Annotated in this window: 23 protein-coding genes; 6 read left to right on the forward strand and 17 right to left on the reverse strand. The window is 65.4% G+C overall.

The features are described 5' to 3' along the window. Positions 1–41: 41 nt before the first annotated feature. The 6 genes from hutH to BM115_RS24975 all read right to left on the reverse strand — a co-directional run bounded on the left by hutH (position 42) and on the right by BM115_RS24975 (position 6,411). Positions 42–1,604, reverse strand: a complete 1,563-nt coding sequence (hutH, locus tag BM115_RS24950; protein WP_092301056.1) for a histidine ammonia-lyase — start codon at positions 1,602–1,604, stop codon at positions 42–44. A gap of 145 nt (positions 1,605–1,749) precedes the next feature. Beyond that, positions 1,750–2,523, reverse strand: a complete 774-nt coding sequence (hutC, locus tag BM115_RS24955) for a histidine utilization repressor (RefSeq protein ID WP_092300906.1) — start codon at positions 2,521–2,523, stop codon at positions 1,750–1,752. A gap of 5 nt (positions 2,524–2,528) precedes the next feature. Then, positions 2,529–3,308, reverse strand: coding sequence for an ABC transporter ATP-binding protein (locus BM115_RS24960; protein ID WP_092300909.1), 780 nt, complete (start codon positions 3,306–3,308; stop codon positions 2,529–2,531). After that, a complete protein-coding gene (locus tag BM115_RS24965) occupies positions 3,305–4,150 on the reverse strand; it encodes an ABC transporter permease (RefSeq protein WP_092301058.1) in 846 nt (281 codons plus the stop codon). Before BM115_RS24965 ends, BM115_RS24960 begins: the two co-directional genes overlap by 4 nt. A gap of 52 nt (positions 4,151–4,202) precedes the next feature. After that, a complete protein-coding gene (locus BM115_RS24970; RefSeq protein ID WP_092300912.1) occupies positions 4,203–5,165 on the reverse strand; it encodes an ABC transporter substrate-binding protein in 963 nt (320 codons plus the stop codon). Between the two features lie 217 nt (positions 5,166–5,382). After that, on the reverse strand, positions 5,383–6,411 hold the full coding sequence (locus tag BM115_RS24975) for an NAD-dependent epimerase/dehydratase family protein (RefSeq protein WP_092300915.1): 1,029 nt from the start codon (positions 6,409–6,411) through the stop codon (positions 5,383–5,385). 10 nt (positions 6,412–6,421) lie between these two features. Between BM115_RS24975 and BM115_RS24980 the strand changes: the two genes are divergently transcribed. Together BM115_RS24980 and BM115_RS24985 are read left to right on the forward strand one after the other, a co-directional pair. Then, positions 6,422–7,477 carry a CDP-6-deoxy-delta-3,4-glucoseen reductase gene (locus tag BM115_RS24980; RefSeq protein ID WP_092300918.1) on the forward strand — a complete coding sequence of 352 codons (1,056 nt, stop codon included), beginning with the start codon at positions 6,422–6,424 and terminating at the stop codon, positions 7,475–7,477. 278 nt (positions 7,478–7,755) lie between these two features. Beyond that, on the forward strand, positions 7,756–8,943 hold the full coding sequence (locus BM115_RS24985) for an acetylornithine transaminase (RefSeq protein WP_092300921.1): 1,188 nt from the start codon (positions 7,756–7,758) through the stop codon (positions 8,941–8,943). Between the two features lie 78 nt (positions 8,944–9,021). On the opposite strand, the gene BM115_RS24990 is transcribed toward BM115_RS24985, so the two are convergent. The 7 genes from BM115_RS24990 to BM115_RS25020 all read right to left on the reverse strand — a co-directional run bounded on the left by BM115_RS24990 (position 9,022) and on the right by BM115_RS25020 (position 16,231). Further along, a complete protein-coding gene (locus BM115_RS24990; RefSeq protein ID WP_092300924.1) occupies positions 9,022–9,738 on the reverse strand; it encodes an ABC transporter ATP-binding protein in 717 nt (238 codons plus the stop codon). A 17-nt stretch (positions 9,739–9,755) separates the two neighbouring features. Next, positions 9,756–10,532 (reverse strand): ABC transporter ATP-binding protein, encoded by a 777-nt coding sequence (locus BM115_RS24995; RefSeq protein WP_092300927.1) that lies wholly within the window; start codon positions 10,530–10,532, stop codon positions 9,756–9,758. Positions 10,533–10,545: 13 nt separating this feature from the next. Then, positions 10,546–11,700: an ABC transporter permease subunit gene (locus BM115_RS25000; RefSeq protein WP_092300930.1), complete on the reverse strand. Its 1,155-nt coding sequence runs from the start codon at positions 11,698–11,700 to the stop codon at positions 10,546–10,548. A 13-nt stretch (positions 11,701–11,713) separates the two neighbouring features. Then, the gene (locus tag BM115_RS25005) at positions 11,714–12,649 is read right to left on the reverse strand and encodes a branched-chain amino acid ABC transporter permease (protein ID WP_092300933.1); all 936 of its coding nucleotides are present in this window, start codon (positions 12,647–12,649) and stop codon (positions 11,714–11,716) included. Positions 12,650–12,867: 218 nt separating this feature from the next. After that, on the reverse strand, positions 12,868–14,070 hold the full coding sequence (locus BM115_RS25010) for a branched-chain amino acid ABC transporter substrate-binding protein (RefSeq protein WP_092300936.1): 1,203 nt from the start codon (positions 14,068–14,070) through the stop codon (positions 12,868–12,870). 677 nt (positions 14,071–14,747) lie between these two features. Beyond that, on the reverse strand, positions 14,748–15,713 hold the full coding sequence (gene ispH, locus BM115_RS25015; RefSeq protein WP_177220010.1) for a 4-hydroxy-3-methylbut-2-enyl diphosphate reductase: 966 nt from the start codon (positions 15,711–15,713) through the stop codon (positions 14,748–14,750). Positions 15,714–15,739: 26 nt separating this feature from the next. Then, a complete protein-coding gene (locus BM115_RS25020) occupies positions 15,740–16,231 on the reverse strand; it encodes an FKBP-type peptidyl-prolyl cis-trans isomerase (protein ID WP_092300942.1) in 492 nt (163 codons plus the stop codon). Between the two features lie 118 nt (positions 16,232–16,349). Between BM115_RS25020 and radC the strand changes: the two genes are divergently transcribed. The 4 genes from radC to nadB all read left to right on the forward strand — a co-directional run bounded on the left by radC (position 16,350) and on the right by nadB (position 19,464). Beyond that, the gene (gene radC, locus BM115_RS25025) at positions 16,350–17,042 is read left to right on the forward strand and encodes a RadC family protein (RefSeq protein ID WP_092301061.1); all 693 of its coding nucleotides are present in this window, start codon (positions 16,350–16,352) and stop codon (positions 17,040–17,042) included. Positions 17,043–17,246: 204 nt separating this feature from the next. After that, on the forward strand, positions 17,247–17,480 hold the full coding sequence (gene rpmB / locus BM115_RS25030; protein WP_006575661.1) for a 50S ribosomal protein L28: 234 nt from the start codon (positions 17,247–17,249) through the stop codon (positions 17,478–17,480). A 13-nt stretch (positions 17,481–17,493) separates the two neighbouring features. Then, positions 17,494–17,664: a 50S ribosomal protein L33 gene (gene rpmG / locus BM115_RS25035; RefSeq protein WP_008644909.1), complete on the forward strand. Its 171-nt coding sequence runs from the start codon at positions 17,494–17,496 to the stop codon at positions 17,662–17,664. Between the two features lie 180 nt (positions 17,665–17,844). Next, positions 17,845–19,464 (forward strand): L-aspartate oxidase, encoded by a 1,620-nt coding sequence (gene nadB, locus BM115_RS25040; protein WP_092300945.1) that lies wholly within the window; start codon positions 17,845–17,847, stop codon positions 19,462–19,464. A gap of 58 nt (positions 19,465–19,522) precedes the next feature. Here nadB and nadC read toward each other — a convergent pair whose 3' ends face one another. The 4 genes from nadC to BM115_RS25060 form a co-directional block, all read right to left on the reverse strand. Continuing rightward, positions 19,523–20,386 (reverse strand): carboxylating nicotinate-nucleotide diphosphorylase, encoded by an 864-nt coding sequence (gene nadC / locus BM115_RS25045; RefSeq protein WP_092300948.1) that lies wholly within the window; start codon positions 20,384–20,386, stop codon positions 19,523–19,525. Further along, positions 20,383–21,537 carry a quinolinate synthase NadA gene (nadA, locus tag BM115_RS25050; protein WP_092300951.1) on the reverse strand — a complete coding sequence of 385 codons (1,155 nt, stop codon included), beginning with the start codon at positions 21,535–21,537 and terminating at the stop codon, positions 20,383–20,385. The genes nadC and nadA overlap by 4 nt, the downstream gene beginning before the upstream one ends. Before the next feature lie 139 nt (positions 21,538–21,676). After that, a complete protein-coding gene (locus tag BM115_RS25055; RefSeq protein ID WP_092300954.1) occupies positions 21,677–22,867 on the reverse strand; it encodes a DesA family fatty acid desaturase in 1,191 nt (396 codons plus the stop codon). A gap of 302 nt (positions 22,868–23,169) precedes the next feature. Beyond that, positions 23,170–24,483 (reverse strand): mechanosensitive ion channel family protein, encoded by a 1,314-nt coding sequence (locus BM115_RS25060; protein ID WP_092300957.1) that lies wholly within the window; start codon positions 24,481–24,483, stop codon positions 23,170–23,172. Positions 24,484–24,494 lie beyond the last annotated feature (11 nt).

Genomic DNA, 24,494 nt, shown 5'->3' on the forward strand with positions numbered 1-24,494 from the left:
TGGGAGATTCGAATTTGTCAGATGAGGGTCAGAGGCTGAAATCAGCTGGCATTCGTCGGCAGGATCGCGCGCACGGCCTCGGGCCAGCCGGCCCCGGCATCGCCCTGCACGACCCATTGCTTCATGGCCTCGATGTCGGGCGCGAGGTAGCGGTCGCCCTCGACAAAGTCCACGCGGGCGCGGATGCGCGCCAGTTCCTGCTCCACCAGCGGCGACGACTTCAGCGGCCGGTGGAATTCGATGCCCTGCGCGGCGGCCATCGCCTCGATGCCGACGATCACCGCTGTATTGGCCGCCATCTCGCCGAGCCGGCGCGCGCCGTAGGTGGCCATCGACACATGGTCTTCCTGGTTGGCGGAGGTGGGCAGGCTGTCCACGCTGGACGGATGCGAGAGCGACTTGTTCTCGGAGGCGAGTGCCGCCGCCGTCACCTGCGCGATCATGAAACCGGAGTGCAGGCCGCCATCGCGCACCAGGAACGGCGGCAGGCCGGACAGCCCGGTATCGAGCAGCAGCGCCAGCCGGCGTTCGGAAATCGCGCCAATCTCGGCGATGGCCAGCGCGAGGATGTCGGCGGCGAAGGCCACCGGCTCGGCGTGGAAGTTGCCGCCCGAGACCACGTCGCCCTGTTCGGGGAAGACCAGCGGGTTGTCGGACGCCGCGTTGGCCTCGATGCGCAGGATGCGCGCGGCATGAGTCAGGTTGTCCAGGCAGGCGCCCATCACCTGCGGCTGGCAGCGGATCGAGTACGGGTCCTGCACGCGACCGCAGCCCTTGTGGGAATCGACGATCTCGCTGCCGTCGAGCATCGCCCGCACCGCGCCGGCCACCTCGATCTGGCCGACCTGGCCCCGCGCGGCGTGAATGCGCGCATCGAACGGCTTGACCGAGCCCTTGATGGCTTCGAGCGAGAGCGCCCCGGCCACCAATCCGGCCGCGAAGGCGTCTTCGGCGGCGAACAGGCCGGCCAGCGCCAGCGCGGTGGAGACCTGCGTGCCGTTCAGCAGCGCCAGCCCTTCCTTGGGGCCGAGCGCGAAGGTCTCCAGCCCGGCGTGGGCCAGCCCCTGCGCCGCCGGCACGCGGCGGCTATCTATATAGACATCGCCCACGCCGATCAGCGTGCACGACATATGGGCCAACGGGGCGAGGTCGCCGCTGGCGCCCACCGAGCCCTTGGCCGGGATACACGGCGTCACGCCGTGGTTGGCCAGCGCCAGCAGCGCCTCGATCACGGCCGGGCGCACGCCCGAATGGCCGCGCGCGAGGCTGATGGCCTTCATCGCCAGGATCAGGCGCACGGTGTCCCCCGCGAGGTCCGGGCCGGTGCCCACGCTGTGGGAGAGCACGAGGTTGCGTTGCAGCTCGGCCAGCTTGTCATGCGGAATGCGCGACTGGGCCAGCTTGCCGAAGCCGGTGTTGATGCCGTAGACGACGGCGTCGGCGTCGATGATGTCCTGCACGGTGGCCTGCGCCGCGCGCACGCCGGCCCAGGCCGCGTCCGCCATCACCAGGCGCACTTCGCCCCGGTAGATGCGGCGCAGGTCGGCCAGGGTGACGTGGCCGGGGTCCAGCGTCAGGTCGGGGCGGGAATCGGGAGTGGTCATGTGCTGCATCGTCCTGTTGGATCTTTGGGGATCTTTTGAGAATCGGCTCAACCGCGTTCTAAAATCAGTTGTATGAGCCTGTCTATACAGGTTAGTCGAAAATGGGGGCCGAAGGCCAGTACTAACTGGCCCCAGCTACTCAGTTTTAGCCGAAGGCCGGATTGCCGTCGGCGCGGAAGCGGCTGCCGAGGCGATAGCGGTTGCCCGGATGCAGGCAGCGCACGAACGTGACCGGCACGCCACTCGTCCAGGTGCGCCGCGTCAGGAGCAGGCACGGTTGGGTCGGCGGCATTTCCAGTTGCGCGGCCTGCTCGGGGGTAGCGGCAATCGCATCGACCACGTGTTCCACCTGGTCGTAAGGCACGTTGCGCAGCAGGTATTCGCCCGGCTGCGTATCGCGGAAATCCTGGGTGATGAAGTCCGGCGCCACGCGCGGATTGACGTAGCGGTCTTCCAGCTGCACCGGGACGCCGTCCTCGCGATGCACGCAGACCGAGTGATAGACCGACTCGCCGGTGCGCAGCTCGAGCGCCGCCGCCACCTCGATCGACGCCGAAACGCGCTCCACCAGGATCACATCGCACGCATAGTCATGGCCGCGCATGCGGATCTCGTCCTGCAAGTTGACCACGGAGAGCAGCGTCGATTGCGGCTTGTGCTCCGCCACGAAGGTGCCCACGCCGGCCACGCGCACCACCCTGCCCTGCTCGGACAGCTCGCGCAGCGCCCGGTTGACGGTCATGCGCGACACCGAGAACCGGGTCACCAGCTCCTGCTCCGACGGCACGCGGTCGCCCGGCTGCCATGCGCCGCTCTGGATCTGGCGGGCGATGTACTCCTTCACCTGCTGATAGAGCGCGGAGGGCGCCGAAGGCGTGGAGGGGTTGGTCGGGATGGGGCCGGCAGCGGGGTGATTCATGGCGGTCAGTGCTCGGCCGCGGCCATGGCCTCGGCACGAATTTCCTCGGTCAGCCGCGCCTTCAGCGCGGAGAACTCGGGCGAAGTCTTGATCGTGTAATGGCGCGGATGGGGGAAATCCACCGCGATCTCGCTCTTGATCCGACCCGGTCTGGCGGAAAACACCGCCACGCGGTTGGCCATGAAGATGGCCTCGTCGATATCGTGCGTGACGAATAATACCGTTTTGCGCGCGGACTCCCAGATGCCGAGCAGCAGCTCCTGCATCAGCACGCGGGTCTGGTTGTCCAGCGCGCCGAAGGGCTCGTCGAGCAGCAGGATCTTGGGGTCGTTGGCCAACGCGCGGGCAATCGCCGTGCGCTGCTGCATGCCGCCCGAGAGCTGCTTCGGGTAGTGGTGCTCGAAGCCGCGCAGCCCCACGCGGGCCATGAAATAGTCGCTCCGCTCCTTCTGGTCCGCCGCGCTCATGCCGCGCTCACGCAAGCCGAAGCGCACGTTCTGCTCGATGGTCAGCCACGGAAAGAGCGTGTACGACTGGAACACCATGCCGCGATCGGCGCCCGGCCCGGCCACCGGCTGGCCGTCGAGCAGCACGCGCCCGCCCGAGGGCGTGTCCAGCCCTGCCACGATGCGCAGCAGCGTGGACTTGCCGCAGCCTGACGGGCCAAGGATGGTGACGAAGTCGTTATCGCGCACATCGAAGTCCACCGGCAGCAGCGCCTGGGTGACGCCACCGCGCGGATTCGAAAAAGTACGAGAAACCTGCTGGATCGACAGCGCGCTCATTTGATCGAACTCCACGGAAACAGGCGCTGGTTGGCCAGCTTGAAGACGAGATCGGACACCAGCCCGATGCAGCCGATAACGATGATCCCGAAGATGATCTGCCCGGTGTTGAGCAGCGCCTGGCTGTCCGTGATCATGTGGCCGATGCCGGACGACGAGCCGATCAGCTCCGCCACGATCACATAGGTCCAGGCCCAGCCCAGCACCAGCCGCAGGATTTCGGCAATCTCCGGCGCCGCGCCCGGAATCAGCACGCGCCGCACGATGCCGCGCGGCGTAGCGCCGAGCGTGTAGGCGGCCTCCACCAGATCCTTGCGCGCCCCGCCCACCGTCACCGCCACCATCAGCACAATCTGAAAGAACGAGCCGATGAAGATCACCAGCAGCTTCTGCGTCTCGCCGATGCCGGCCCAGAGGATCAGCAGCGGGATAAAGGCCGAGGCCGGCAGGTAGCGGCAGAACGAGACAAAGGGCTCGAAGAACGCTTCCGCCGCCTTGTACGCGCCCATGAAGATGCCGAGCGGTACGGCCAGCACGGCGGCCAGCAAGAAGCCGCCGACCACGCGCCACACCGTCATGCCGATGTCGCCGAGGAAGTTGTATTGCGTGAACAGGACCACGCCTTCGCGCGCCATGGTCAGCGGGTCGGCCAGGAAGGTGCGCGGCACGAAGCCGCCCAGCGTGACCGCCGCCCACACCGCGAAGAAGACCGCGAAGAACGACAGGCCGAGCAGCCAGCGCGCGTGGCCGCCCACCGGCACCAGCGGCGACAGCCACGGATGGCGGCGGCGCGCGGCGGCGGTGCTGTCATCGCCGCTTGCACCGTTCGCCGGTGCGGGCATGCGCGCCACGGGCGTGGAAACCTGGGAAATCTGGCTCACGGCGGCCTCCGGCTTACTTGAGGAATCGGGCGTCATAGAGCGTGGTCACGTCCGGCGCCTGGCGGATCACGCCGATATCGAGCAGCACGGCCGCGGCCTCCTTGCTGAAGCTGGCCAGCTCGCCCGCGAAGAAGGTGCGATTGGCGTCCTTGTCCTGCCAGCGCAGGTAGGCCGACGACTTGGCGAACTGCTCGCCGGTCTGCTTGACCGCCGCACCCATGATCTCGTTCGACTTGGCCGGATCCTTGCGGATCATCTCAAGCGCCTCGAAGTAGCTGTCCACCAGCGCCTGGGCGGCCTTGGGATTGTCCTTGAGCCATTTCGGCGCGCAGCCGAGGGTGTCGGTGACCATCGGGTAGTCGAGCGTGGTGGCGAGGATCTTGCCCTTGTCCGGATTGGCGCGCACCGTCGACAGATACGGCTCGTAGGTCATCGCGCCATCGTTCTGCCCGGCCACGAAAGCCTGCGCCGCGGCCTGCGGGGACAGCGTGGTCAGCTTCACGTCCTTGAGCGTCATGCCGTTCTTCTTGAGCATCCACGCCAGGCCGAAGTACGGCGCGGTGCCCGGCGCATCCACGCCGATGGTCTTGCCCTTGAGGTCCGCGAAGGACTTCACATCCCCGCGCACGGCCAGGCCGTCCGCGCCATAAGACTTGTCTAATTGCACGATCTGCGTGATCGGCACGCCGTTGGCATTCCAGGCCACGTGGGTCTCCACCGTGGTGGCCGCGCACTGGATCGCGCCCGAGGCCAGCGCCAGGTGACGGTCCTTCTGCGGAATCATCTTGATATCCACGTCCACGCCGTTCTTCTTGAAGATGCCGGCCTTGTCGGCGAGCGTGAGCGGGGCGAAGCCGGTCCAGCCACTCATGCCGAGGGTCACGGGCGTGTTCTGCGCGTGGGCCGGGACGGCGAGCGTGGTGACGAGGGATGCGAGGGCGATGGCGGCGAGCGTTGCGCGGCGATGCAGGGTCATGCTGTCGGCTCCTTTGTGGTCGGGCAATGGTGCAATGCCTGTCTATACAAGTCAACGCGGGGTTTGCACTAGGCGAGGCCCTATAAAAAGCGCCGAATACGCCTTGAATCGCACCGTTATGGGGTGATTGTGCACAGTCCTGTATAGACAGCAGCACCGCGGCGATAGGGATCGCAAGCGGTGTGCCAGGGGAGCCGCAGGCTGGGTCAGAGCCCAGTCAGGCGTCGAAGAAGTCCGTGACGGTGGGATAGCGCAGCCGCAGCCGCAACTCGCGCTTGAGCCGGCCGTTGTCGAGCCGGCGCGATTCGCTCATGAAGCTCAGCAGTGCCGGTTCGATCACCTCGCGCGCTTGCTCGCGGGTGATGCGCGGGGGCCGGGGCAGGCCACGGCGGTCTGCCACGAGGTCGAAGTAATCGGCCATGCGCAGCTCGGTGTCGTCGCTGGCGTGCACCACGCGCTGGGGCCGGCCGCGCCAGAGCGCCGCGATCATGGTGCGGGCGAGGTCGTCGGCGTGGATATGGCTGGTGTAGACGTCGTCCTGCGGCGCCAGCGCCGGCGTGCCCTTGTGCAGGCGGGCTACAGGCAGGCGGTCCGCCGCGTAGATGCCGGGAATGCGGACGATGCTGGCGCGCCAGCCTGCGTCGCGCCCGAACTGGCGCACGGCGGACTCGGCCGCCACGCGGCGGCGCGCCCGGGGCGTCTTCGGCCGCACGGTGTCGAATTCCTGGACGCGGGCGCCGCCCCGATCGCCATAGACGCCAGTCGTGCTGGCATAGACAAAGGCTCCGGCGGACTGATGCCGGGCCGCCGCCTCAAACGCGCGGTGCCAGCCTCGCTCGGGTAGAATGGCGGCCTCGCTGGCGGCGTGGGCAGCCATGCGCCCCGACCGGGCGCGGCGCCATGCCGTACGGCGCAACGCAGCCAGCAAGGCACGTGTGCGCGGATCGCCATTCCCCTGCGCGGGCGGCGGGGCCAGGTCGATGACCCGGTCCGCCAGTCCACGCAGCCTTGCCAGCGTGGCAGGCCGGTCCAGATCGGCCACCAGCGGCACCGCGCCCGCGGCGCGCAACTCGGCCCGCCGGGCAGGCTGCGACGTCACGGCGAACACGCGCATGCGCGTCGCCAGCAGGCGCAGCACCCGCGAACCGACATCACCGCAGCCGACGATCAGCAGGCGCGGACGGCCCAGGCGGCGACCCGCCCGGGAGTAAGACAATGCCGCATGCGGCGACAGAATTTGGCTCATAGACCTGATTATGGCTTATCAAGTAACCGTCATGCCCAGCGGCCACAAGTTCGAGGTGGCTGCCGATGAAACCATCCTCGGCGCGGCCCTGCGCCACAGCATCGGCCTGCCCTACGGCTGCAAGAACGGCGCCTGTGGCTCCTGCAAGGGCCGTGTGGTCGAAGGCAGCTTCGTCCAGGGCGACCATGCCGCCTCGGCCCTGACGGCCCAGGAAAAGACCGAAGGCCGCGCGCTGTTCTGCTGCGCCAACGCCACTTCGGATATCACCATCGAGTGCCGCGAAGTACACGGCGCCGGTGACATCCCCATCAAGAAGATTCCCTGCCGCGTGAGCACGCTGGAGCGCCTGGCGGACGACGTCATCGCCATCCGCCTGCAACTGCCCGCCACCGAGCGCATGCAGTACCTGGCCGGCCAGTACGTGGAATTCCTGCTGCGGGACGGCAAGCGCCGCAGCTACTCCATCGCCACGCCGCCGCACGAGGAAGGCCCGATCGAGCTGCACATCCGCCATATGCCCGGCGGCGCGTTCACCGACTACGTGTTCGGTGCCAAGGAAGGCGCCCCGGCCATGAAGGAGCGCGACATCCTGCGCTTCGAAGGCCCGCTGGGCAGCTTCTTCCTGCGCGAGGACTCGGACAAGCCGATCATCCTGCTGGCCTCCGGCACGGGTTTCGCGCCGATCAAGGCCATCGTCGAGCATGCCGCCTATACCGGCATCGACCGCAAGATGACGCTGTACTGGGGCGGCCGCCGCCCGGCCGACCTCTACATGCACACGCTGTGCGAGCAGTGGGCGCGCGACCTGCCGAACTTCCAGTACGTGCCGGTGATCTCCAACGCCCAGCCCGACGACAACTGGGCTGGCCGCACCGGCTTCGTGCACCAGGCCGTGATCGACGATCATCCGGACCTGTCCGGCCACGAGGTCTACGCCTGCGGCGCCCCGGTGATGGTCAACGCGGCCCGCACGGACTTCACCGCCCAGTGCAAACTGCACGAGGACGCGTTCTTCGCCGATTCGTTCACGTCCGAGGCCGACATGCACCCGGCCGGGGCCGCCTGACCACCCCCAAGCCGTTCCGTCGACACAACAATGCCACCCGGGTCTGCCAGACTTTCCACATTTGGTTTTGACACCCGGGTGCATGCGCCTTATATTGGCCGACATGAACACGATCATGCTCCGACGCCGCGCACGTACGTCGCTCCCTCTCAGGGTGCCTCGCGGCTGACCGTCCATCGCATCTGTTCAGGTCGACAAGCCACGGGCAACCCCCGTGGCTTTTTGTTTTTGCCGGTCTGATCCTCTCACCCCTTACTCGCCGAACCCAGGAGTCCGCCATGGCATTTGCCGATTTTCCCGTCCAATCCCTGATGTACATCACCAACCGCCCCGAGCTGGTCTTCACCGAAGGCAAGGGCTCCTGGCTGACGGACCATAACGGCAAGCGATACCTGGACTTCGTGCAGGGCTGGGCGGTGAACAGCCTGGGCCATTCGAACGAAGGCATGATCGAGGCGCTGGAGAAGCAGGCCCGCAAGCTGCTGAACCCGAGCCCCGCCTTCTACAACGAGCCGATGCTGGTGCTGTCCAAGCAGCTCACCGACAACAGCTGCTTCGACAAGGTCTTCTTCGCCAACAGCGGCGCCGAGGCCAACGAAGGCGCCATCAAGCTGGCCCGCAAGTGGGGGCGCAAGCACAAGAACGGCGCGTACGAGATCATCACCATGGACCACAGCTTCCATGGCCGCACGCTCGCCACCATGAGCGCGTCGGGCAAGGCCGGCTGGGACACCATCTTCGCGCCGCAGGTGCCGGGCTTCCCGAAGGCGGAGCTGAACGACCTGGCTTCCGTGGAGGCCCTGATCACCGACAAGACCGTCGGCATCATGCTGGAGCCGGTGCAGGGCGAAGGCGGCGTGATTCCCGCCACGCGCGAGTTCATGCAGGGCCTGCGCGCGCTGGCGGACAAGCACAAGCTGCTGTTCATCGTCGATGAAGTGCAGACCGGCTGCGGCCGCTGCGGCACGCTGTTCGCCTACGAGCTGTCGGGCGTGGAGCCGGACATCATGACGCTGGGCAAGGGCATCGGCGGCGGCGTGCCGCTCTCCGCCCTGCTCTGCAAGGCCGAGGTGGCCAGCTTCGAGGCCGGCGACCAGGGCGGCACCTACAACGGCAACCCGCTGATGACGGCGGTGGGCAGCAGCGTGATCGCCCAGCTGACCGCGCCGGGCTTCCTGGACGAGGTAAAGGCCAAGGCCGAGTACCTGCGCGAGCAGCTGCTGGCGCTGTCGGCCGAATTCGGCCTGGGCGGCGAGCGTGGCGAAGGTCTGCTGCGCGCGCTCGTGCTGAACAAGGAGATCGGCGCGCAGATCGTCGAAGAAGCGCGCGACATGGGGCCGGAAGGACTGCTGCTGAACGCCCCGCGTCCGGGCCTGCTGCGCTTCATGCCGGCGCTGAACGTCACGCGCGGCGAGATCGACCAGATGATCGGCATGCTGCGCACGCTGCTGAAGAAGCTGGCCTGATCCCCGGCTTCGGTCGATAAAAAAGCCTCGCGATGCGAATCGCGAGGCTTTTTTACTGGCCGGGATGCTGCCGGGCGTTTACTCGCCCAGGTAGGCCGCGCGCACCTTGGGGTCGTCCAGCATCTGCTTGGCGTCGCCGCTCATGGTGATCAGGCCGGACTCCATCACGTAGCCGCGGTGGGCAGCCTGCAGCGCCAGGCGCGCGTTCTGCTCCACCAGCAGTACGGTCACGCCCTGCGCGGACACCGTGCGGACCACCTCGAAGATTTTCTCGACCATGATCGGCGAGAGACCCATCGACGGCTCGTCCAGCAGCAGCAGCTTGGGCTGGCTCATCAGCGCGCGCGCCATGGCCAGCATCTGCTGCTCGCCGCCAGACATCGTGCCGGCCAGCTGGTCCGCCCGCTCCTTCAGGCGCGGGAAGGTCTCGAACATGCGGTCGATATCGCGCTTGATGCCCGCGTCATCGTTGCGCGTGTACGCGCCCATCTGCAGGTTCTCGGTGATGGTCATGCGCGCGAACACGCCGCGGCCTTCCGGCACCATCGCCAGACCCTGCTTCAGCAGCGTGTAGCTGGGCACGCCCTTGATCGACTTGCCCATGTACTCCACGTCGCCGCCGGCCCAGCCCTGCAGGCCGGTGATGGCCTTCATGGTGGTGGTCTTGCCCGCGCCGTTGGCGCCGATCAGCGTCACCAGCTCGCCGTCGTGGATGTCCAGGTCCACGCCCTTGACGGCCTGGATGCCGCCGTAGGCGACCTTCAGGCCGGAAATCTTCAGTACTGTCTGTTTCATTGCGCGTCTCTCCCGCCTTAGTGTGCCGATGCGCCGAGGTAAGCCTCGATCACCGCGGGATTGTTCTGCACGTCTTGCGGCAGGCCCTGGGCGATGACCTTGCCGTAGTCCAGCACGGTCATCTGGTTGCACAGGCCCATCACCAGCTTCACATCGTGCTCGATCAGCAGGATGGTGCGGCCGTCGTTGCGGATCTTGTCGAGCAGGCCGCGCAACTCCACCTTCTCGGTGGCGTTCATGCCGGCCGCGGGCTCGTCCAGCGCCAGCAGCTTGGGCTCGGTGGCCAGCGCGCGGGCAATCTCCAGGCGGCGCTGGTGGCCGTAGGAGAGGTTGCGCGCGGTGAAGTTGGCGTACTTGCCGATGCCGACGTAGTCCAGCAGATCGTGGGCCATGTCCTCGATGCCCTCTTCCTCGCGCCGTACCGAGGGCGGACGGAAGATCGCGCCGAGCACGCCGGCCTTGGTCCGCACGTGGCGGCCCACCATCACGTTCTCCAGCGCGGTCATCTCGCCGAACAGGCGGATGTTCTGGAACGTGCGGGCAATGCCGGTCCGGGCCACTTCATGCACGGCCGTCGGCTGGTAGGCGCTGCCGCCCAGCACGAACTCGCCGGAATCGGGCGTGTACAGGCCGGTGATAACGTTGAAGAACGTGGTCTTGCCGGCGCCGTTGGGGCCGATCAGGCCGTAGATCTCGCCCTTGCGGATCTGCAGGCCCACGTCGGACAGGGCCTGCAGGCCGCCGAAGCGCTTGTTGACCCCCTGTACGGACAGGAGGAATTCGTTGTTGCTCATGATGTCCTCCTGGTCAGAAACGGCCAACGCTGCCCGCCCGGCGCACCACCGGGCGATCTTCCTTGCGCGGCGACGGCCAGATGCCGGCCGGGCGATACAGCATCACCCCCACCAGTGCCAGGCCGAACATCAGCTGGCGCAGCACCTCGGCATCGACGATGACATGGCCGAACAGGCCGGTCTGCATCGGCTCCGCCACCACGCGCAGCAGTTCCTGGAAGCCCACCAGCAGGATGCCGCCCAGGATCACGCCCGGGATATGGCCCATGCCGCCCAGCACCACGATGGCCAGGATGTAGATCGATTCCCACAGCGTGAACGACTCGGGCGAGACAAAGCCCTGGAATGCGCCGAATACAGCACCCGACACACCACCGAACGAGGCGCCCATGGCGAACGCCAGCAGCTTCACGTTACGGGTGTTGATGCCCATCGCCTTGGCGGCAATCTCGTCTTCACGAATCGCCACCCAGGCCCGGCCGATCCGCGAGTTCTGCAGGCGCAGGCAGATGAACACGATCACGATGACCAGGAACACCAGCAGGTAGTAGTACATGAACACCGGCGTGAACTTCAGCCCGAAGATCTCGTGGGATTTCGAGAAGTCGAAGCCGAAGATGTGCACCGGGTCTACCGCCGTGATGCCCTTGGGGCCGTTGGTGATGTTGACCGGGCGGTCCAGGTTGTTCATGAAAATACGAACGATCTCACCGAAGCCCAGCGTCACGATGGCCAGGTAGTCGCCCCGTAGCTTGAGGGTAGGCGCGCCCAGCATGACGCCGAACAGCGCCGCCACCCCAAGTGCAATGGGCAGCACGAACCACATCGACAGATGCAGCCCGTTCGGGAACAGCTGGTGGATCCACTCGAACTGGTTGGCGAGGTGCGGCGAACCGAGCAGCGCCATGAGGTAGGCGCCCACCGCGTAGAACGCGATGTAGCCCAGGTCCAGCAGGCCGGCAAAGCCGACCACGATGTTCAGGCCCAGCGCCAGCATGATGTAGAGCAGCGCGAAGTCGAGCACGCGCACCCAGTAGTTGCCGCCGAAGGTCTGGACGAAGAATGGCGCGCACAGCGCCACGACGAGGAAGCCCAGCAGGGCCGCCAGCGTCTTGGCCGGCACGCGCGACGGTGCCGCGACGGCCGTGGATGGAATCGGAGTATTCATGGATTCGCTCTCCTCAGGCGCGGTCGGCCACGCGTTCGCCCATGATGCCGGACGGACGGAACACAAGTACGGTAATCAGCACGACGAACGCGAACACGTCCTGGTAATTCGAGCCGAACACCCCGTTGGTCAGGTCGCCGATGTAGCCGGCGCCCAGTGCTTCGATCAGGCCCAGCAGCATGCCGCCGACCATCGCCCCGGCCAGGTTGCCGATGCCGCCCAGCACCGCGGCGGTGAACGCCTTCAGCCCGGGGATGAAGCCCATGTAGAAGTGCGCGTTGCCGTAGTTGGTGGCCATCATCACGCCTGCCAGCGCCGCCAGGGCGGCGCCGATCATGAACGTGGCCGAAATCACGAAGTTGGGGTTCACGCCCATCAGGCCCGCCACCTTCTGGTTCTCGGCGGTGGCGCGCATCGCGCGGCCGAGCTTGGTGCGGTTGACCAGGGCCAGCAGGCCAGCCATCACCATCACGGCCATGCCGATGATGACGATTTCCTTGCCGGTGATGGTGGCGCCCGTGGAACCGATGTCGATCGGGCTCGAGGGCAGCAGCTGCGGGAAGGTCAGCGGGTTGCGCGACCAGATCAGCATGCCCATCGTCTGGAGGATGATGGAGACGCCGATGGCGGTGATCAGCGGGGCCAGGCGCGGCGCGTTGCGCAGCGGCCGGTAGGCAATCCGCTCGATCGAAAAGGACAGTACTGCACAGACGGGCATGGCGATCAGCGTGGCGATCACCAGCGTCAGCCACTCGGGCAGGCCGGGCGCGAACTTCTGCAGCCCCATGATGGCCGACAGCGCGGTCAGCGCGCCAATCATCAGCACGTCGCCGTGCGCGAAATTGATGATGCCCAGAATGCCGTAGACCATGGTGTAGCCCAGTGCGATCAGCGCATAGATGCTGCCGAGCACCAGACCGTTCACGATCTGCTGGATAAAGATATCCATGAAAACTCCTGCTTCAGCCCCAGGCCGCGCGGCATGGTGTGGATGCCGTGGGTGGGACGGTAATGTTGGATGGGTCGGGTAGAGAGGTGATGACTTGCTGGTGTGCTGCCCGCCCTGTTCCATCCATGGTAAGGATGCTGTCAACCGTTGGCGAGACTAAAAAGAACGGCACCGCAAAATACTCACGGTGCCGTTCGGATGGGCCGGTAAGCCCGGAATTACATCTTCACGACGTCGAGGACGGACTTCTTCTTGTCCTTGTACTCGTACAGCGTGATGGTGCCTTCCTTCATGTCGCCCTTTTCGTCGAAGGCGATGTTGCCGATCACGCCCTTGTAGTTCGTCTTGGGCATTTCGGCCAGGATGGCGGCCGGCTCGGACGAGTTGGCGCGCTTCATGGCATCGACGACCACCATCACGGCGTCATACGTGAACGGTGCGTAGATCTGCACCGGGGCGTTGAAACGTGCCTGGTAGCGCTTCTGGAAGTCGTCGCCGGCTTCCATCTTCGACAGGGCCAGACCGGCTTCCGAGCAGATGATGTTGGTCACGGCATCGCCGGCCAGCTCAGCCACCTTGTCGGTACACACGCCGTCGCCGCCCACGATCTTCGAGGTGATGCCCAGTTCCTTGGCCTGCTTGGCGAACGGACCGCCGGTGGCATCCATGCCGCCGTACATGATCACGTCCGGCTTCTTGCCCTTGATCTTGGTCAGGATGGCCTTGAAGTCCGTGGCCTTGTCGTTGGTGGCTTCACGTGCCACCACGTTCACGCCCGAAGCCTTGGCGGTCTTCTCGAACTCGTCGGCCAGGCCCTTGCCGTAGGCGGTGGCATCGTCGACGATGGCCACGCTCTTGGCGCCCAGGCTCTTGGCGGCGTAGTTGGCCAGTGCCGGACCCTGCTGGGCGTCGGTAGCCACCACGCGGTACGTGGTCTTGAAGCCTTGCTTGGTGTAGTCGGGGTTGGTCGACGACGGCGAGATCTGGACGATGCCGGCATCGCTGTAGATCTTCGAAGCCGGGATCGAGACGCCCGAGTTCAGGTGACCCACCACGGCGACGACCTTCGCGTCCACCAGCTTCTGGGCCACGGCGGTGCCGGTCTTCGGATCGGCGGCGTCGTCTTCGCCCACCAGTTCCAGCTTGATCTTCTTGCCGCCGATTTCCAGACCGGTCTTGTTGACTTCTTCCACGGCCAGGCGCGCGCCGTTTTCGTTGTCCTTGCCAAGGTGGGCAATGCCGCCCGTCAGCGGAGCCGCGTGGCCGATCTTGACGATGGTTTCACCGCCACCTGCAGCCGGTGCCGCCGCGGCAGGTGCCGATGCTGCCGCATCAGCCGGCTTTTCTTCTTTCTTGCCACATGCAGCGACCAGCGCCACAGCGGCCGCGATCGGCAGAATCTTGGCAAACGTGAATTGCATGAGTGATCTCCTAGGATTCACAAAAACAGGGAAATACTACGCCTCCCGGACGTATTCCCTGGACCGCCCTTTGTTTAGTTTCAATTTGAAACGCGCGCATTGTATCCCCTTTCTTTGCGGATGCAATACGCGACGCAACAACCTGAACCATTTACCCACCAATTGCGCTAGGGAATTTCCCCAATGCACAGATTGGGGCAATCTCCGCCCATTTGGCAGACCCGTCACCTGTGCTTACAAGAATCGTGCCCGAGTCTCGCCGGAGGCGCTTGCGCCACGTCACAAGCCTGCGCCGCGCCACATATAATGGCCAGGTATTAATTAGGTATTTCATTTCAAATACCGGGCCGCCTCTCTAATGTGCAGAATGTAGCGCCGCACCATAATAGGGAAAACCCCATCCTCGGGGATTACCCTGATATTGTCTGGGTGTTAAGACACGTATTGCGGCATTATGGCGCCGGGCGCGGTTTTGTAAGTCCTTAAATGTCTCCGATAGTGCGGCAGCGCACGTCGCGACAAAAATAGCGGACGCAACGATACGCACCAGCGCGGTGCGATGGCAGAACAGCGAAAAACGGGGAAGGAAGAAGAAGCGGCGGGACGGGGAGAACGACGGGCGCGGACACCGACCCGCTTCAGGTCGATGTCCGGCAATCAGGCGGAAACAGGCAGGATCAGGACTGCACGGACACGCTGGCGAGGCCGCGCGGCAGCGGGAAGGACATGTTCTCTTCCACGCCTTCCAGCGCTCGCACGCTGCGCACGCCGAACGTGCGCAGGCGCTCGACGATGGCCTGGGCCAGTGCTTCGGGGGCCGAGGCCCCTGCGGTCAGGCCGATCCGGCGCTTGCCTGCCACCCACTCGGGCTTGAGCTGGTCAGGATCGTCGACCATGTAGGCCGGCACGCCGAGGCGGTCCGCCAGCTCGCGCAGGCGGTTCGAGTTCGAGCTGTTCGGGCTGCCCACCACGATCACCACTTCCACCTGCGGCGCCATGAACTTCACGGCGTCCTGGCGGTTCTGCGTGGCATAGCAGATGTCTTGTTTCTTGGGCTCGCGGATATCCGGGAAGCGCGCCTTCAGCGCCGCCACGATCTCGGCAGTCTCGTCCACCGACAACGTGGTCTGCGTGACGTAGGCCAGTTGCGACGGGTCGGACACGGCCAGACGGTTGACGTCCTCGACCGACTCCACCAGCAGCATGCCGCGCTCGGCCTGGCCCATCGTGCCTTCCACCTCGGGGTGCCCCTTGTGGCCGATCATGATGATCTCGCAGCCTTCGGCGCGCATCTTGCCTACCTCGACGTGCACCTTGGTCACCAGCGGGCAGGTGGCGTCGAACACGGTCAGGCCACGCGCGGTGGCGTCTGCGCGCACTTCCTTCGACACGCCATGCGCGCTGAAGATCACGGTCGAACCGGGTGGCACTTCGTCGAGTTCGTCGACGAACACCGCGCCCTTGTTGCGCAGATCGGCCACCACGTAGGCATTGTGGACAATCTCGTGGCGCACGTAGATCGGCGCGCCGAACAGCGCCAGCGCGCGTTCGACGATCTCGATCGCGCGGTCCACGCCGGCGCAGAAGCCACGCGGCTGCGCCATCAGGATCTCGGCGTCGATGGGGAGGGTGAGCTCGGGCATGCTGGGGTCCGTCACAACGGCTGACATCAGAGAATTCCGATCAATTGGACATCGAACAGGATGGTCTGTCCGGCCAGCGGGTGGTTGAAGTCGAACAGCGCGGCGGTCTCGCCGAATTCCTTTAGCACGCCGGCGTACTTGCCGCCGTTCGGTGCATTGAATTCCACGAGGTCGCCGGGCGAATAGTCTTCCTCGAACGAGCTGTTCTCGCGCAGCGTGGCCAGCGAGACCCACTGCAGCAGTTCGGGGTTGCGCGGGCCGAAGGCATGCTCCGGCGCCAGGCGGTAAGTCATGCGCTGGCCCTCGGGCATGCCGAGCAGCGCCGCCTCGAGGTTGGGCGCGAGCTGGCCCTGGCCAAGCAGCAGCGTGGCGGGTTTTTCCTCGAACGTGCTCACGACTTCGGTGCCGTTCTCGAGGGAGATGCTGTAGTGGAGGGTCAGGAAGGAGTCCGCCAGGACTGTCTTGCGGGCAGCCGCGCCGCCGCCTTCCGCTTCTGACGCAAAAGTTTGCAAATTCATGGGTGATCAACCGGTCAACAACCCGTATTGTATTCGACTGGCCCGTCTGCCGCCGGCCTCCGTCGCAGCCGGCATGACAGTTAGTGTGGCAATTTCTGGAGACGATTCGATGTCGATGCTGCCAATTCCCCGCTGGCCCGCCCAGGAGCGCCCCCGCGAAAAGCTGGCGCTGGGCGGCCCGGGAGCATTGTCCGACGCCGAATTACTCGCTGTTTTCCTACGTGTGGGCAGCCCCGGCAAGAGCGCCGTGGACCTCGCCCGGGAGCTGCTGGGGCGCTTCGGCTCGCTGACGCGGCTGTTTGCCGCAGATACCGATACCCTTGCCACGATCAAGGGCATGGGCGCCGCCAAGCAGGCCCAGCTGCGCGTGGTGCCGGAACTGACCCGGCGCGCGCTGGCCGAGACGCTCAAGGCCCCGCGCGGCCTGGATTCCGAGCGCGCGGTCCGCGCCTACCTGCGGCTGACGCTGTCGCGCCTGCCGCACGAGGTCTTCATCGCCCTCTATCTGGATAGTGCGTACCGCCTGCTCGCCAATGTAGAGCTTGGACGCGGATCCCTGGGTGGCGTCACGGTCTATCCACGAGAAGTGGCGCGCGAAGCGCTTTCATACAACGCCGCCCATGTCATCGTCGCCCACAACCACCCGCACGGCCCCGTAGAACCCAGCTTCGCTGACCTTTCCACCACACGGCACCTCGCCCGGGCGCTCGCCGTGCTGGACATCGGGCTGCTGGACCATTACATTGTCGCCGGCAGCGATATCTATTCGTTCGCCGAGCATGACCGGCTGCCCGCCGTCCCGCCCACGTGAGCGCGTCCACGTGATCCCGGCAGCACGGCAAACCTGCGGCACAACACTAAGTCTTCCCCTCAGCGCGGAAGGCGTTGATTCGCCAGTCGTTTCCGGTCTATAATGTTCGTTTTGCTGAAGTCTCAATCCGCTGCAGTCCGGGCCCGCGCGCCTTTTGTTGATCTGTTGCGAACATTGTCCACGAATAAGATTTAGGAGTGCTTCATGGCACGCGTCTGTCAAGTGACCGGGAAAGCGCCGATGGTCGGCAACAACGTTTCCCACGCAAACAACAAGACCAAGCGCCGTTTTCTGCCCAATCTGCAGAATCGCCGCTTCTTCGTTGAATCGGAAAACCGCTGGGTGAGCCTGCGCGTCTCGAACGCCGGCCTGCGCCTGATCGACAAGAAAGGCATCGACTCCGTGCTCGCCGACCTGCGCGCACGCGGCGAAGTCTAAATAGGAGTACAACATGGCCAGCAAAGGCGGACGCGACAAGATCAAGCTGGAATCGACCGCAGGTACGGGTCATTTCTACACGACCACCAAGAACAAGCGCACCATGCCGGAAAAGATGGAGATCTCGAAGTTCGATCCCGTCGCCCGTAAGCACGTGCCTTACAAGGAAACCAAGATCAAGTAATTGATCCGGTCTCCGATGAAGAACCCCGCCGAGCACCTCGCTTCGCGGGGTTTTTTGTTGCCCGTTTTTATTGACCGCAAACCCTTATGCGGCAAGGGCTGGGGCGTCCGCGAACCGGTATGCGGGTGTACACTTTCCAGCTTTCCCTGACGCGCATTCGCTCCGCGCGAACCCTGCACCATGAACTTCGACGTCGCGATCGTCGGCAGCGGGCTGGCCGGCCTCACCGTCGCGCTGCAACTGGCCGATAGCCACCGGGTTGTCATCCTCAGCAAGCGCGCCATGACGCATGGCGCCAGCGACTGGGCCCAGGGCGGCATCGCCGCAGTGCTCGACTCCGGCGACAGCCACGACGAACACACGCAGGACACGCTGGTCGCCGGCGCCGGCCTGTGCGACGAAGGCGCGACGCGCTACATCGTGGAGCATGGACGCGAGGCCATCCAGTGGCTAATCGACCGGGGCGTGCCCTTCACCCGCGATGCCCAGGCAGAACTGGGCTTCCACCTGACGCGCGAAGGCGGCCACAGCCGGCGCCGCATCATCCACGCGGCGGACGCCACGGGCCACGCCGTGGTCACCACGCTGACCGAGCAGGCACGCCAGCACCCGAACATCACGATCATCGAGGACCACTTCGCGATCGACCTGATCACGGCCACCAAGCTCGGCCTGCCAGGCAACCGCTGCTACGGCCTCTATGTGCTCGACGACACCACGGGCGCCGTGCGTACCATCACGGCCACCCACACGGTGCTGGCCGCCGGCGGCGCGGGCAAGGTCTATCTCTATACGACCAACCCCGACACCGCAACCGGCGACGGCATCGCCATGGCGTGGCGCGCCGGCTGCCGGGTGTCGAACATGGAATTTATCCAGTTCCACCCGACCTGCCTCTACCACCCCTACGCCAAGTCGTTCCTGATTTCCGAGGCGGTACGTGGCGAAGGTGGCCTGCTGAAGTTGCCCGACGGCACCCGCTTCATGCCCGACCACGATCCGCGTGCCGAACTGGCACCGCGCGACGTGGTGGCGCGCGCGATCGACTTCGAGATGAAGAAGCGCGGCCTCGACTGCGTCTACCTCGACATCACGCACCAGCCGGAAGCGTTCCTGAAGGAACATTTCCCGACGATCTACGCACGTTGCCTGGAGTTGGGCATCGATATCACCCGCGAGCCGATTCCCGTGGTACCGGCCGCCCACTACACGTGCGGCGGCGTGGTGACCGACACTGCGGGTCGCACGGACCTGTCGAACCTCTATGCCGTGGGCGAGACCGCCTGCACCGGCCTGCACGGCGCAAACCGGCTGGCCTCCAACTCGCTGCTCGAATGCATGGTGATCGGTCGCGCAGCCGCCGAGGACATCGCCCGGCAGGACAAGGCCGGCGCGCCGGATATCAGCCTGCCCGCCTGGGATGCCAGCCGCGTGGCCGATGCGGACGAGGAAGTGGTGGTGTCCCACAACTGGGACGAACTGCGCCGCATGATGTGGAACTACGTCGGCATCGTCCGCACGGACAAGCGCCTCGAGCGCGCCCAGCACCGGATTGGTCTGTTACGCGAGGAAATTGCCGAGTACTACGCCAACTTCCGCGTCACGCGCGACCTGCTGGAACTGCGCAATCTGGTCGAAGTGGCGGCGCTGATCGTCGACAGCGCGTACTCGCGCCACGAAAGCCGGGGCCTCCACTTCAGCCGCGACTACCCCGACACGCTGCCCAAGGCGTTGCCGACCGTGCTCCAGCCGCTGCTGGGCCGCGCGGCGCAGCATCGACAGAACAAGCAAAAGTCGTAAAACAGACGTGAAAAAGGGGCCGATACGGCCCCTTCCCTTTTGCGATGCGCTTTGCGCGTTACCCAACGATCCGCAGCGAATAGTCGGTCGCGCGCACATCCTTGGTCAGCGCGCCCACCGAGATCCGGTCCACGCCCGTTTCGGCGAATTCCCGAATCGACTCGGCATTGACGCCGCCCGACACCTCCAGCAGCGCCCGACCACGGTTGATTTCCACCGCTTCGCGCATCATCGGCACCGTAAAGTTGTCGATCAGGACCGATTTGGCGCAGGCAGCGAGTGCCTCTTCCAGTTCGGCGATTGACTCCACCTCGATCTGCACCGAGGCGTCCGTGCCCAGCGCCAGCGCAGCCTGCATGGCCGCCGTGATGCTGCCCGCCGCCGCGATATGGTTTTCCTTGATCAGGATGCCGTCATAGAGCGCCAGCCGCTGATTCTCGCCGCCGCCGATGCGCACCGCGTACTTCTGCGCCAGGCGCAGGCCGGGCAGCGTCTTGCGGGTGTCGAGCACGCGGGCCCGCGTGCCGGCAATCAGATCCGCATAGCGCCGGGTGGCCGTGGCCACGCCGGACAGCAGTTGCAGGAAGTTCAGCGATGGCCGCTCCGCCGTCAGCAGCGCACGGGCCGGGCCGGCAATCTCGCACACCACATCATCGGGGGCCATCCGCGCGCCCTCCTCCTTGAGCCAGCGCACCTGGAGCCGCGCATCGACGGCCGCCATACACGCCTCAAACCAGGGCTGGCCGCACAGCACCGCGCTCTCGCGCACGATCACGCGCGCCTGCACGGGTTTGTCGGCCGGAATCAGCAGGCCCGTCAGGTCGCCGGTGCCCACATCCTCGGCAATCGCGGCCTGCACGTTGGCTGCCAGCGCCGCGGGCAGCGCCGGGCCGTAACTATCGAACACGGAATTCACAGTCATGCCGGGCCCACTCCCTGGAACAGCGCGCCCGTCTGGGCCAGATCGCTGGCCGGCCGCACATTGGCCTTCTGCTGCGCGGCGAAGTTGAGCATCCGATCAATGCAGGTAACGGCGCGCTGGCCGATGATCGGGTCCACTTGGATCTCGTTGCGCCCCGTTTCCAGCACTTCGGCCAGATTGGTCAGCGCATTCATGGCCATCCACGGGCAATGCGCGCAGCTCTTGCAGGTGGCGCTGTTGCCGGCCGTGGGAGCCTCGATGAAGTGCTTGCCCGGCGCGGCCATCCGCATCTTGTGCAGGATGCCGTTGTCGGTGGCCACGATGAACTCGTTGGCGTCGAGGTGCTGGGCCGCCGCGATCAGTTGGCTCGTGGAACCCACCACGTCCGCCTGCGCCACCACATTGGCCGGGGATTCCGGGTGCACCAGGATCTTGGCATTCGGATAGTCCTTGCGCAGCAGGTCCAGCTCGATGCCTTTGAACTCGTCATGCACCAGGCAGGAGCCCTGCCACAGCAGCATGTCGGCGCCGGTTTCCTTCTGGATGTAGCCGCCGAGGTGCTTGTCCGGTGCCCAAAGAATTTTCTCGCCGCGCGCGTGTAGATGTTCGACGATTTTCAGGCCGATGCTCGACGTCACCATCCAATCCGCACGGGCCTTCACGGCCGCACTGGTATTGGCATAGACCACCACCGTGCGATCCGGGTGGGCGTCGCAGAATGCCGAGAATTCGTCAGCCGGGCAGCCGAGATCCAGCGAGCACGTGGCGTCGAGGTCCGGCATCAGGATGGTCTTCTCGGGGCTCAGGATCTTGGCGGTCTCGCCCATGAAGCGCACGCCGGCCACGACCAGCGTCTGAGCCGCATGATCGCGGCCGAAGCGCGCCATTTCCAGCGAGTCCGACACGCAGCCGCCGGTTTCCTCGGCCAGGTCCTGCAGGTCGGCATCGACGTAATAGTGCGCCACGAGCACCGCGTTGCGCTCCTTGAGCAGCTTGCGGATGCGGGCCTTGAGTGCCTGGCGCTCGTCGGGGGTCAGCGCGGGCGGTACCTTGGCCCAGGCATGGGCCACGCAACTGCCGCCGGCTGCGCTTTCGGTATCCGTCAGGTTCGGTTTCTCGAACTCGATGGACTTGATCGTTTGTGGGGTCATCTCAGCAGTACTCCTCGGGGCACCCGTGGGCCGCCGCGCTTGGAAGCACGCGGTCTGACCTGGACATGGGGGAGTGTAGCGAAAAGAAAAGCCCCGCCAGGGGCGGGGCTTTTACCATGCGGGCGCGACGAGAATTGTATCAGGCGTACCGGCGCAGGCGCAGCGAAAACTCTTGCAGGGCCTGGATTCCGCTGGCTTCGGCGCGATGGCACCACGCCTGCAGTTGCTGGAGCAGCTGCTCGCGCGTGAGGCTCGAACGACCCCAGATCGCGGCGAGTTCGCGGCGCATTTCCACGAAGGTATGCAGCGCCTTGTTCTGCTCGACGATGCTGGCCAGTTGCTGGCGCTGCGGCGCGGCCAGCTTGCCTTCCTCGCGATGGAACCACTTGCGGGCGAGCTTGAAGTGGCTGTAGTCGGCCGCACGGCCTTCCTTCAGCTTCTCCAGTTCCTCGTTGTATGCGCTCTTCACGGCCTTGGCGTAGCGCGCCATAACGTCGTAGCGGTTGGCGATGATCGCTTCCAGCGTGTTGTGGTCCACCGGGCGGGCATCCACCAGACGCGCCTTGGGCGGGGTCTTCTTGACCTTGGCCAGGCCCACGGACTGCATCGCACGGATGTACCACCAGCCCACATCGATCTCGTACCACTTGATCGAGAACTTGGCCGACGTCGGATACGTGTGGTGGTTGTTGTGCAGCTCTTCGCCGCCGATGATAAAGCCCCACGGCGACACGTTGGTCGAAGCATCCTCGCAATCGTAGTTGCGATAGCCCCACCAGTGGCCCAGGCCGTTGATGATGCCGGCCGCGTGGATCGGGATCCAGAGCATCTGCACGGCCCAGACCGACAGGCCGATCACGCCGAACAGCGCCACGTCGATGATCAGCATCAGGCCAACGCCCTGCCAGGCGAAGCGCGAGTACACGTTGCGCTCGACCCAGTCGTCAGGCGTGCCATGGCCGAACTTGGCGACGGTTTCCTTGTTCTTGGCTTCCTCGCGATACAGCTCCGCGCCTTCCAGCAGCACCTTGCGGATGCCGCGGGTCTGCGGGCTGTGCGGATCGTCCTCGGTCTCGCACTTGGCGTGGTGCTTGCGGTGGATGGCGGTCCATTCCTTGGTCACCATGCCCGTCGTCAGCCAGAGCCAAAAGCGGAAGAAGTGTTGCGCAATTGGGTGCAGGTCCAGCGACCGGTGCGCCATGCAGCGGTGCAGGAAAATGGTCACGCCGGCGATCGTGATATGCGTCACCACGAGGGTGAAGATCACGATCTCCCACCAGGACCAGTTGGCAAGGCCGTTGGCGGCCCAGTCAAGAATTGAGTCGAACAAACTGTTCTCCGTCTGTGAATCGAAGGTCTTGCAGCGCGGCACAATGGTGCGGCACGGCGAACGCGCAGAAAAAAGACTGCGAAATCAGGCGATTGCGATTATTACTGGCGCCTGGCGCAACCTGTCGAAACAGTATGGGAGCCGGGCGAAGGCACGAGCCGCTGCAATCTGGCGGCTGTTTTGTGTGGGGCTGCGGCTTGCTCTGCAAGCGCGCGTCAACCCGGTATTCTACCGGATCGGCGCCACTCGAACATCCGCTTTTTCCCCGACTTTGAGTGCCCCCTATGGCTTTCGTTCCCCTTTCATGCGAGGGGTGGCGCAGGCGCCGCCTGGGATGCCAGCACGCGCATCTCCCGCTGGGGATACGGGATCGCGATGCCATGTTCGCGGAAAGTGCGCCAAATAGCACGATTCATCGCCGATTGCACCCCGAGCTTGCCGTTTTGCGGGTCGGCAATGTTGACCGCCACCTCGTACTCGATGCCGCTGTCCGCAAACATGACAAGAAACGCAGCCGGGGCCGGCTCGGGCAGCACACGCGGCAGGCCGCGCACGCAATCCTGGAGCAGCGTGATCACCGTTTCGGGGTCGGCGGCGTAGTCGGCCTGCACGCGTGTCGCTACGCGCACATTTGTCCCTGAAAACGAATGGTTCTGCACCGATTGGGCGACAAGTTGCTCATTCGGCACCAGCGTCTCGCCGTCACCATTACGCACCACGGTGTAGCGGGTGCGGATCTGCGAGACGATGCCGGTGTACTTGTCCACCGTGATCTGGTCGCCGAGCTTGACCGAGCGGTCCAGCAGAATGATGAAGCCCGAGATGTAGTTGCTGGCAATCTTCTGCAGGCCCAGGCCGAGGCCCACGCCCAGCGCGCCGCCGAATACCGACAGCACGGTCAGATCGATGCCGACCAGCGACAGGCTCAGCAGCAGCGACACCAGCAGCAGCAACGCCTTGGCGATGCGCGTAAGCACCACCTTCAGGTTCGAATCGAGGCTCGGCGCGCGCATCAGCCGCTCCTCGAGCCACGAGCCAAACCACATCGCCGCGAGCACGGTCAGCAGAATCCAGACCACGGCCATCAGCGTGCTGGCCAGGCTGACGTCGTGCTTGCCGCCGATCGAGAAGCGCACCGCATGCATCCACGCCATCACGTCGGACAGCACGCCCAGCACGTACAGCGCCATGCCGAGCCAGACCACCGTGGTCAGCACCTTCTCCACCAGCACCAGCATGCCGTGCAACTGCCCGTTGCCCGACAATACGCGCCGCAGGATATAGAAGCCGACATAAAGCGAGGTGATGCCGAACAGCGGCACCAGCGCCAGCCGCAGCACGCTGATCGACAGGAACGGCGCCAGCGCGAAGCGCGCGGCCAGGACCAGCAGCCAGCCAATCAGCGGAAACATCGCCCGCTCAAGGCTGACGGCGGCCAGCCGGAGCGAGAAACTCGAGGATTCGTAGCGCGCTTCCAGCCGGCGGGTCACATGGCGCGCGAGCGGCCATGCCACCACCAGGCAGGCGGCCAGCACCCCAAGCTGCCAGAAGAAGCCCGGCCCGCCTGCATCGCGGAGCAGGTCGTCCAGCATCTTGCCAAATCCGGAATGCTCCATGGGCGCCGGGG

Source organism: Cupriavidus sp. OV096 (genome assembly GCF_900115455.1).
GTDB lineage: Bacteria > Pseudomonadota > Gammaproteobacteria > Burkholderiales > Burkholderiaceae > Cupriavidus.

Excerpts from the sequence above, each read along its gene's own strand:
- hutH (WP_092301056.1), bottom strand. The coding sequence starts at position 1,604 with ATGACCACTCCCGATTCCCGCCCCGACCTGACGCTGGACCCCGGCCAC.
- hutC (WP_092300906.1), bottom strand. The coding sequence starts at position 2,523 with ATGAATCACCCCGCTGCCGGCCCCATCCCGACCAACCCCTCCACGCCT.
- BM115_RS24960 (WP_092300909.1), bottom strand. The coding sequence starts at position 3,308 with ATGAGCGCGCTGTCGATCCAGCAGGTTTCTCGTACTTTTTCGAATCCG.
- BM115_RS24965 (WP_092301058.1), bottom strand. The coding sequence starts at position 4,150 with ATGCCCGCACCGGCGAACGGTGCAAGCGGCGATGACAGCACCGCCGCC.
- BM115_RS24970 (WP_092300912.1), bottom strand. The coding sequence starts at position 5,165 with ATGACCCTGCATCGCCGCGCAACGCTCGCCGCCATCGCCCTCGCATCC.
- BM115_RS24975 (WP_092300915.1), bottom strand. The coding sequence starts at position 6,411 with ATGAGCCAAATTCTGTCGCCGCATGCGGCATTGTCTTACTCCCGGGCG.
- BM115_RS24980 (WP_092300918.1), top strand. The coding sequence starts at position 6,422 with ATGGCTTATCAAGTAACCGTCATGCCCAGCGGCCACAAGTTCGAGGTG.
- BM115_RS24985 (WP_092300921.1), top strand. The coding sequence starts at position 7,756 with ATGGCATTTGCCGATTTTCCCGTCCAATCCCTGATGTACATCACCAAC.
- BM115_RS24990 (WP_092300924.1), bottom strand. The coding sequence starts at position 9,738 with ATGAAACAGACAGTACTGAAGATTTCCGGCCTGAAGGTCGCCTACGGC.
- BM115_RS24995 (WP_092300927.1), bottom strand. The coding sequence starts at position 10,532 with ATGAGCAACAACGAATTCCTCCTGTCCGTACAGGGGGTCAACAAGCGC.
- BM115_RS25000 (WP_092300930.1), bottom strand. The coding sequence starts at position 11,700 with ATGAATACTCCGATTCCATCCACGGCCGTCGCGGCACCGTCGCGCGTG.
- BM115_RS25005 (WP_092300933.1), bottom strand. The coding sequence starts at position 12,649 with ATGGATATCTTTATCCAGCAGATCGTGAACGGTCTGGTGCTCGGCAGC.
- BM115_RS25010 (WP_092300936.1), bottom strand. The coding sequence starts at position 14,070 with ATGCAATTCACGTTTGCCAAGATTCTGCCGATCGCGGCCGCTGTGGCG.
- ispH (WP_177220010.1), bottom strand. The coding sequence starts at position 15,713 with ATGCCCGAGCTCACCCTCCCCATCGACGCCGAGATCCTGATGGCGCAG.
- BM115_RS25020 (WP_092300942.1), bottom strand. The coding sequence starts at position 16,231 with ATGAATTTGCAAACTTTTGCGTCAGAAGCGGAAGGCGGCGGCGCGGCT.
- rpmB (WP_006575661.1), top strand. The coding sequence starts at position 17,247 with ATGGCACGCGTCTGTCAAGTGACCGGGAAAGCGCCGATGGTCGGCAAC.
- rpmG (WP_008644909.1), top strand. The coding sequence starts at position 17,494 with ATGGCCAGCAAAGGCGGACGCGACAAGATCAAGCTGGAATCGACCGCA.
- nadB (WP_092300945.1), top strand. The coding sequence starts at position 17,845 with ATGAACTTCGACGTCGCGATCGTCGGCAGCGGGCTGGCCGGCCTCACC.
- nadC (WP_092300948.1), bottom strand. The coding sequence starts at position 20,386 with ATGACTGTGAATTCCGTGTTCGATAGTTACGGCCCGGCGCTGCCCGCG.
- nadA (WP_092300951.1), bottom strand. The coding sequence starts at position 21,537 with ATGACCCCACAAACGATCAAGTCCATCGAGTTCGAGAAACCGAACCTG.
- BM115_RS25060 (WP_092300957.1), bottom strand. The coding sequence starts at position 24,483 with ATGGAGCATTCCGGATTTGGCAAGATGCTGGACGACCTGCTCCGCGAT.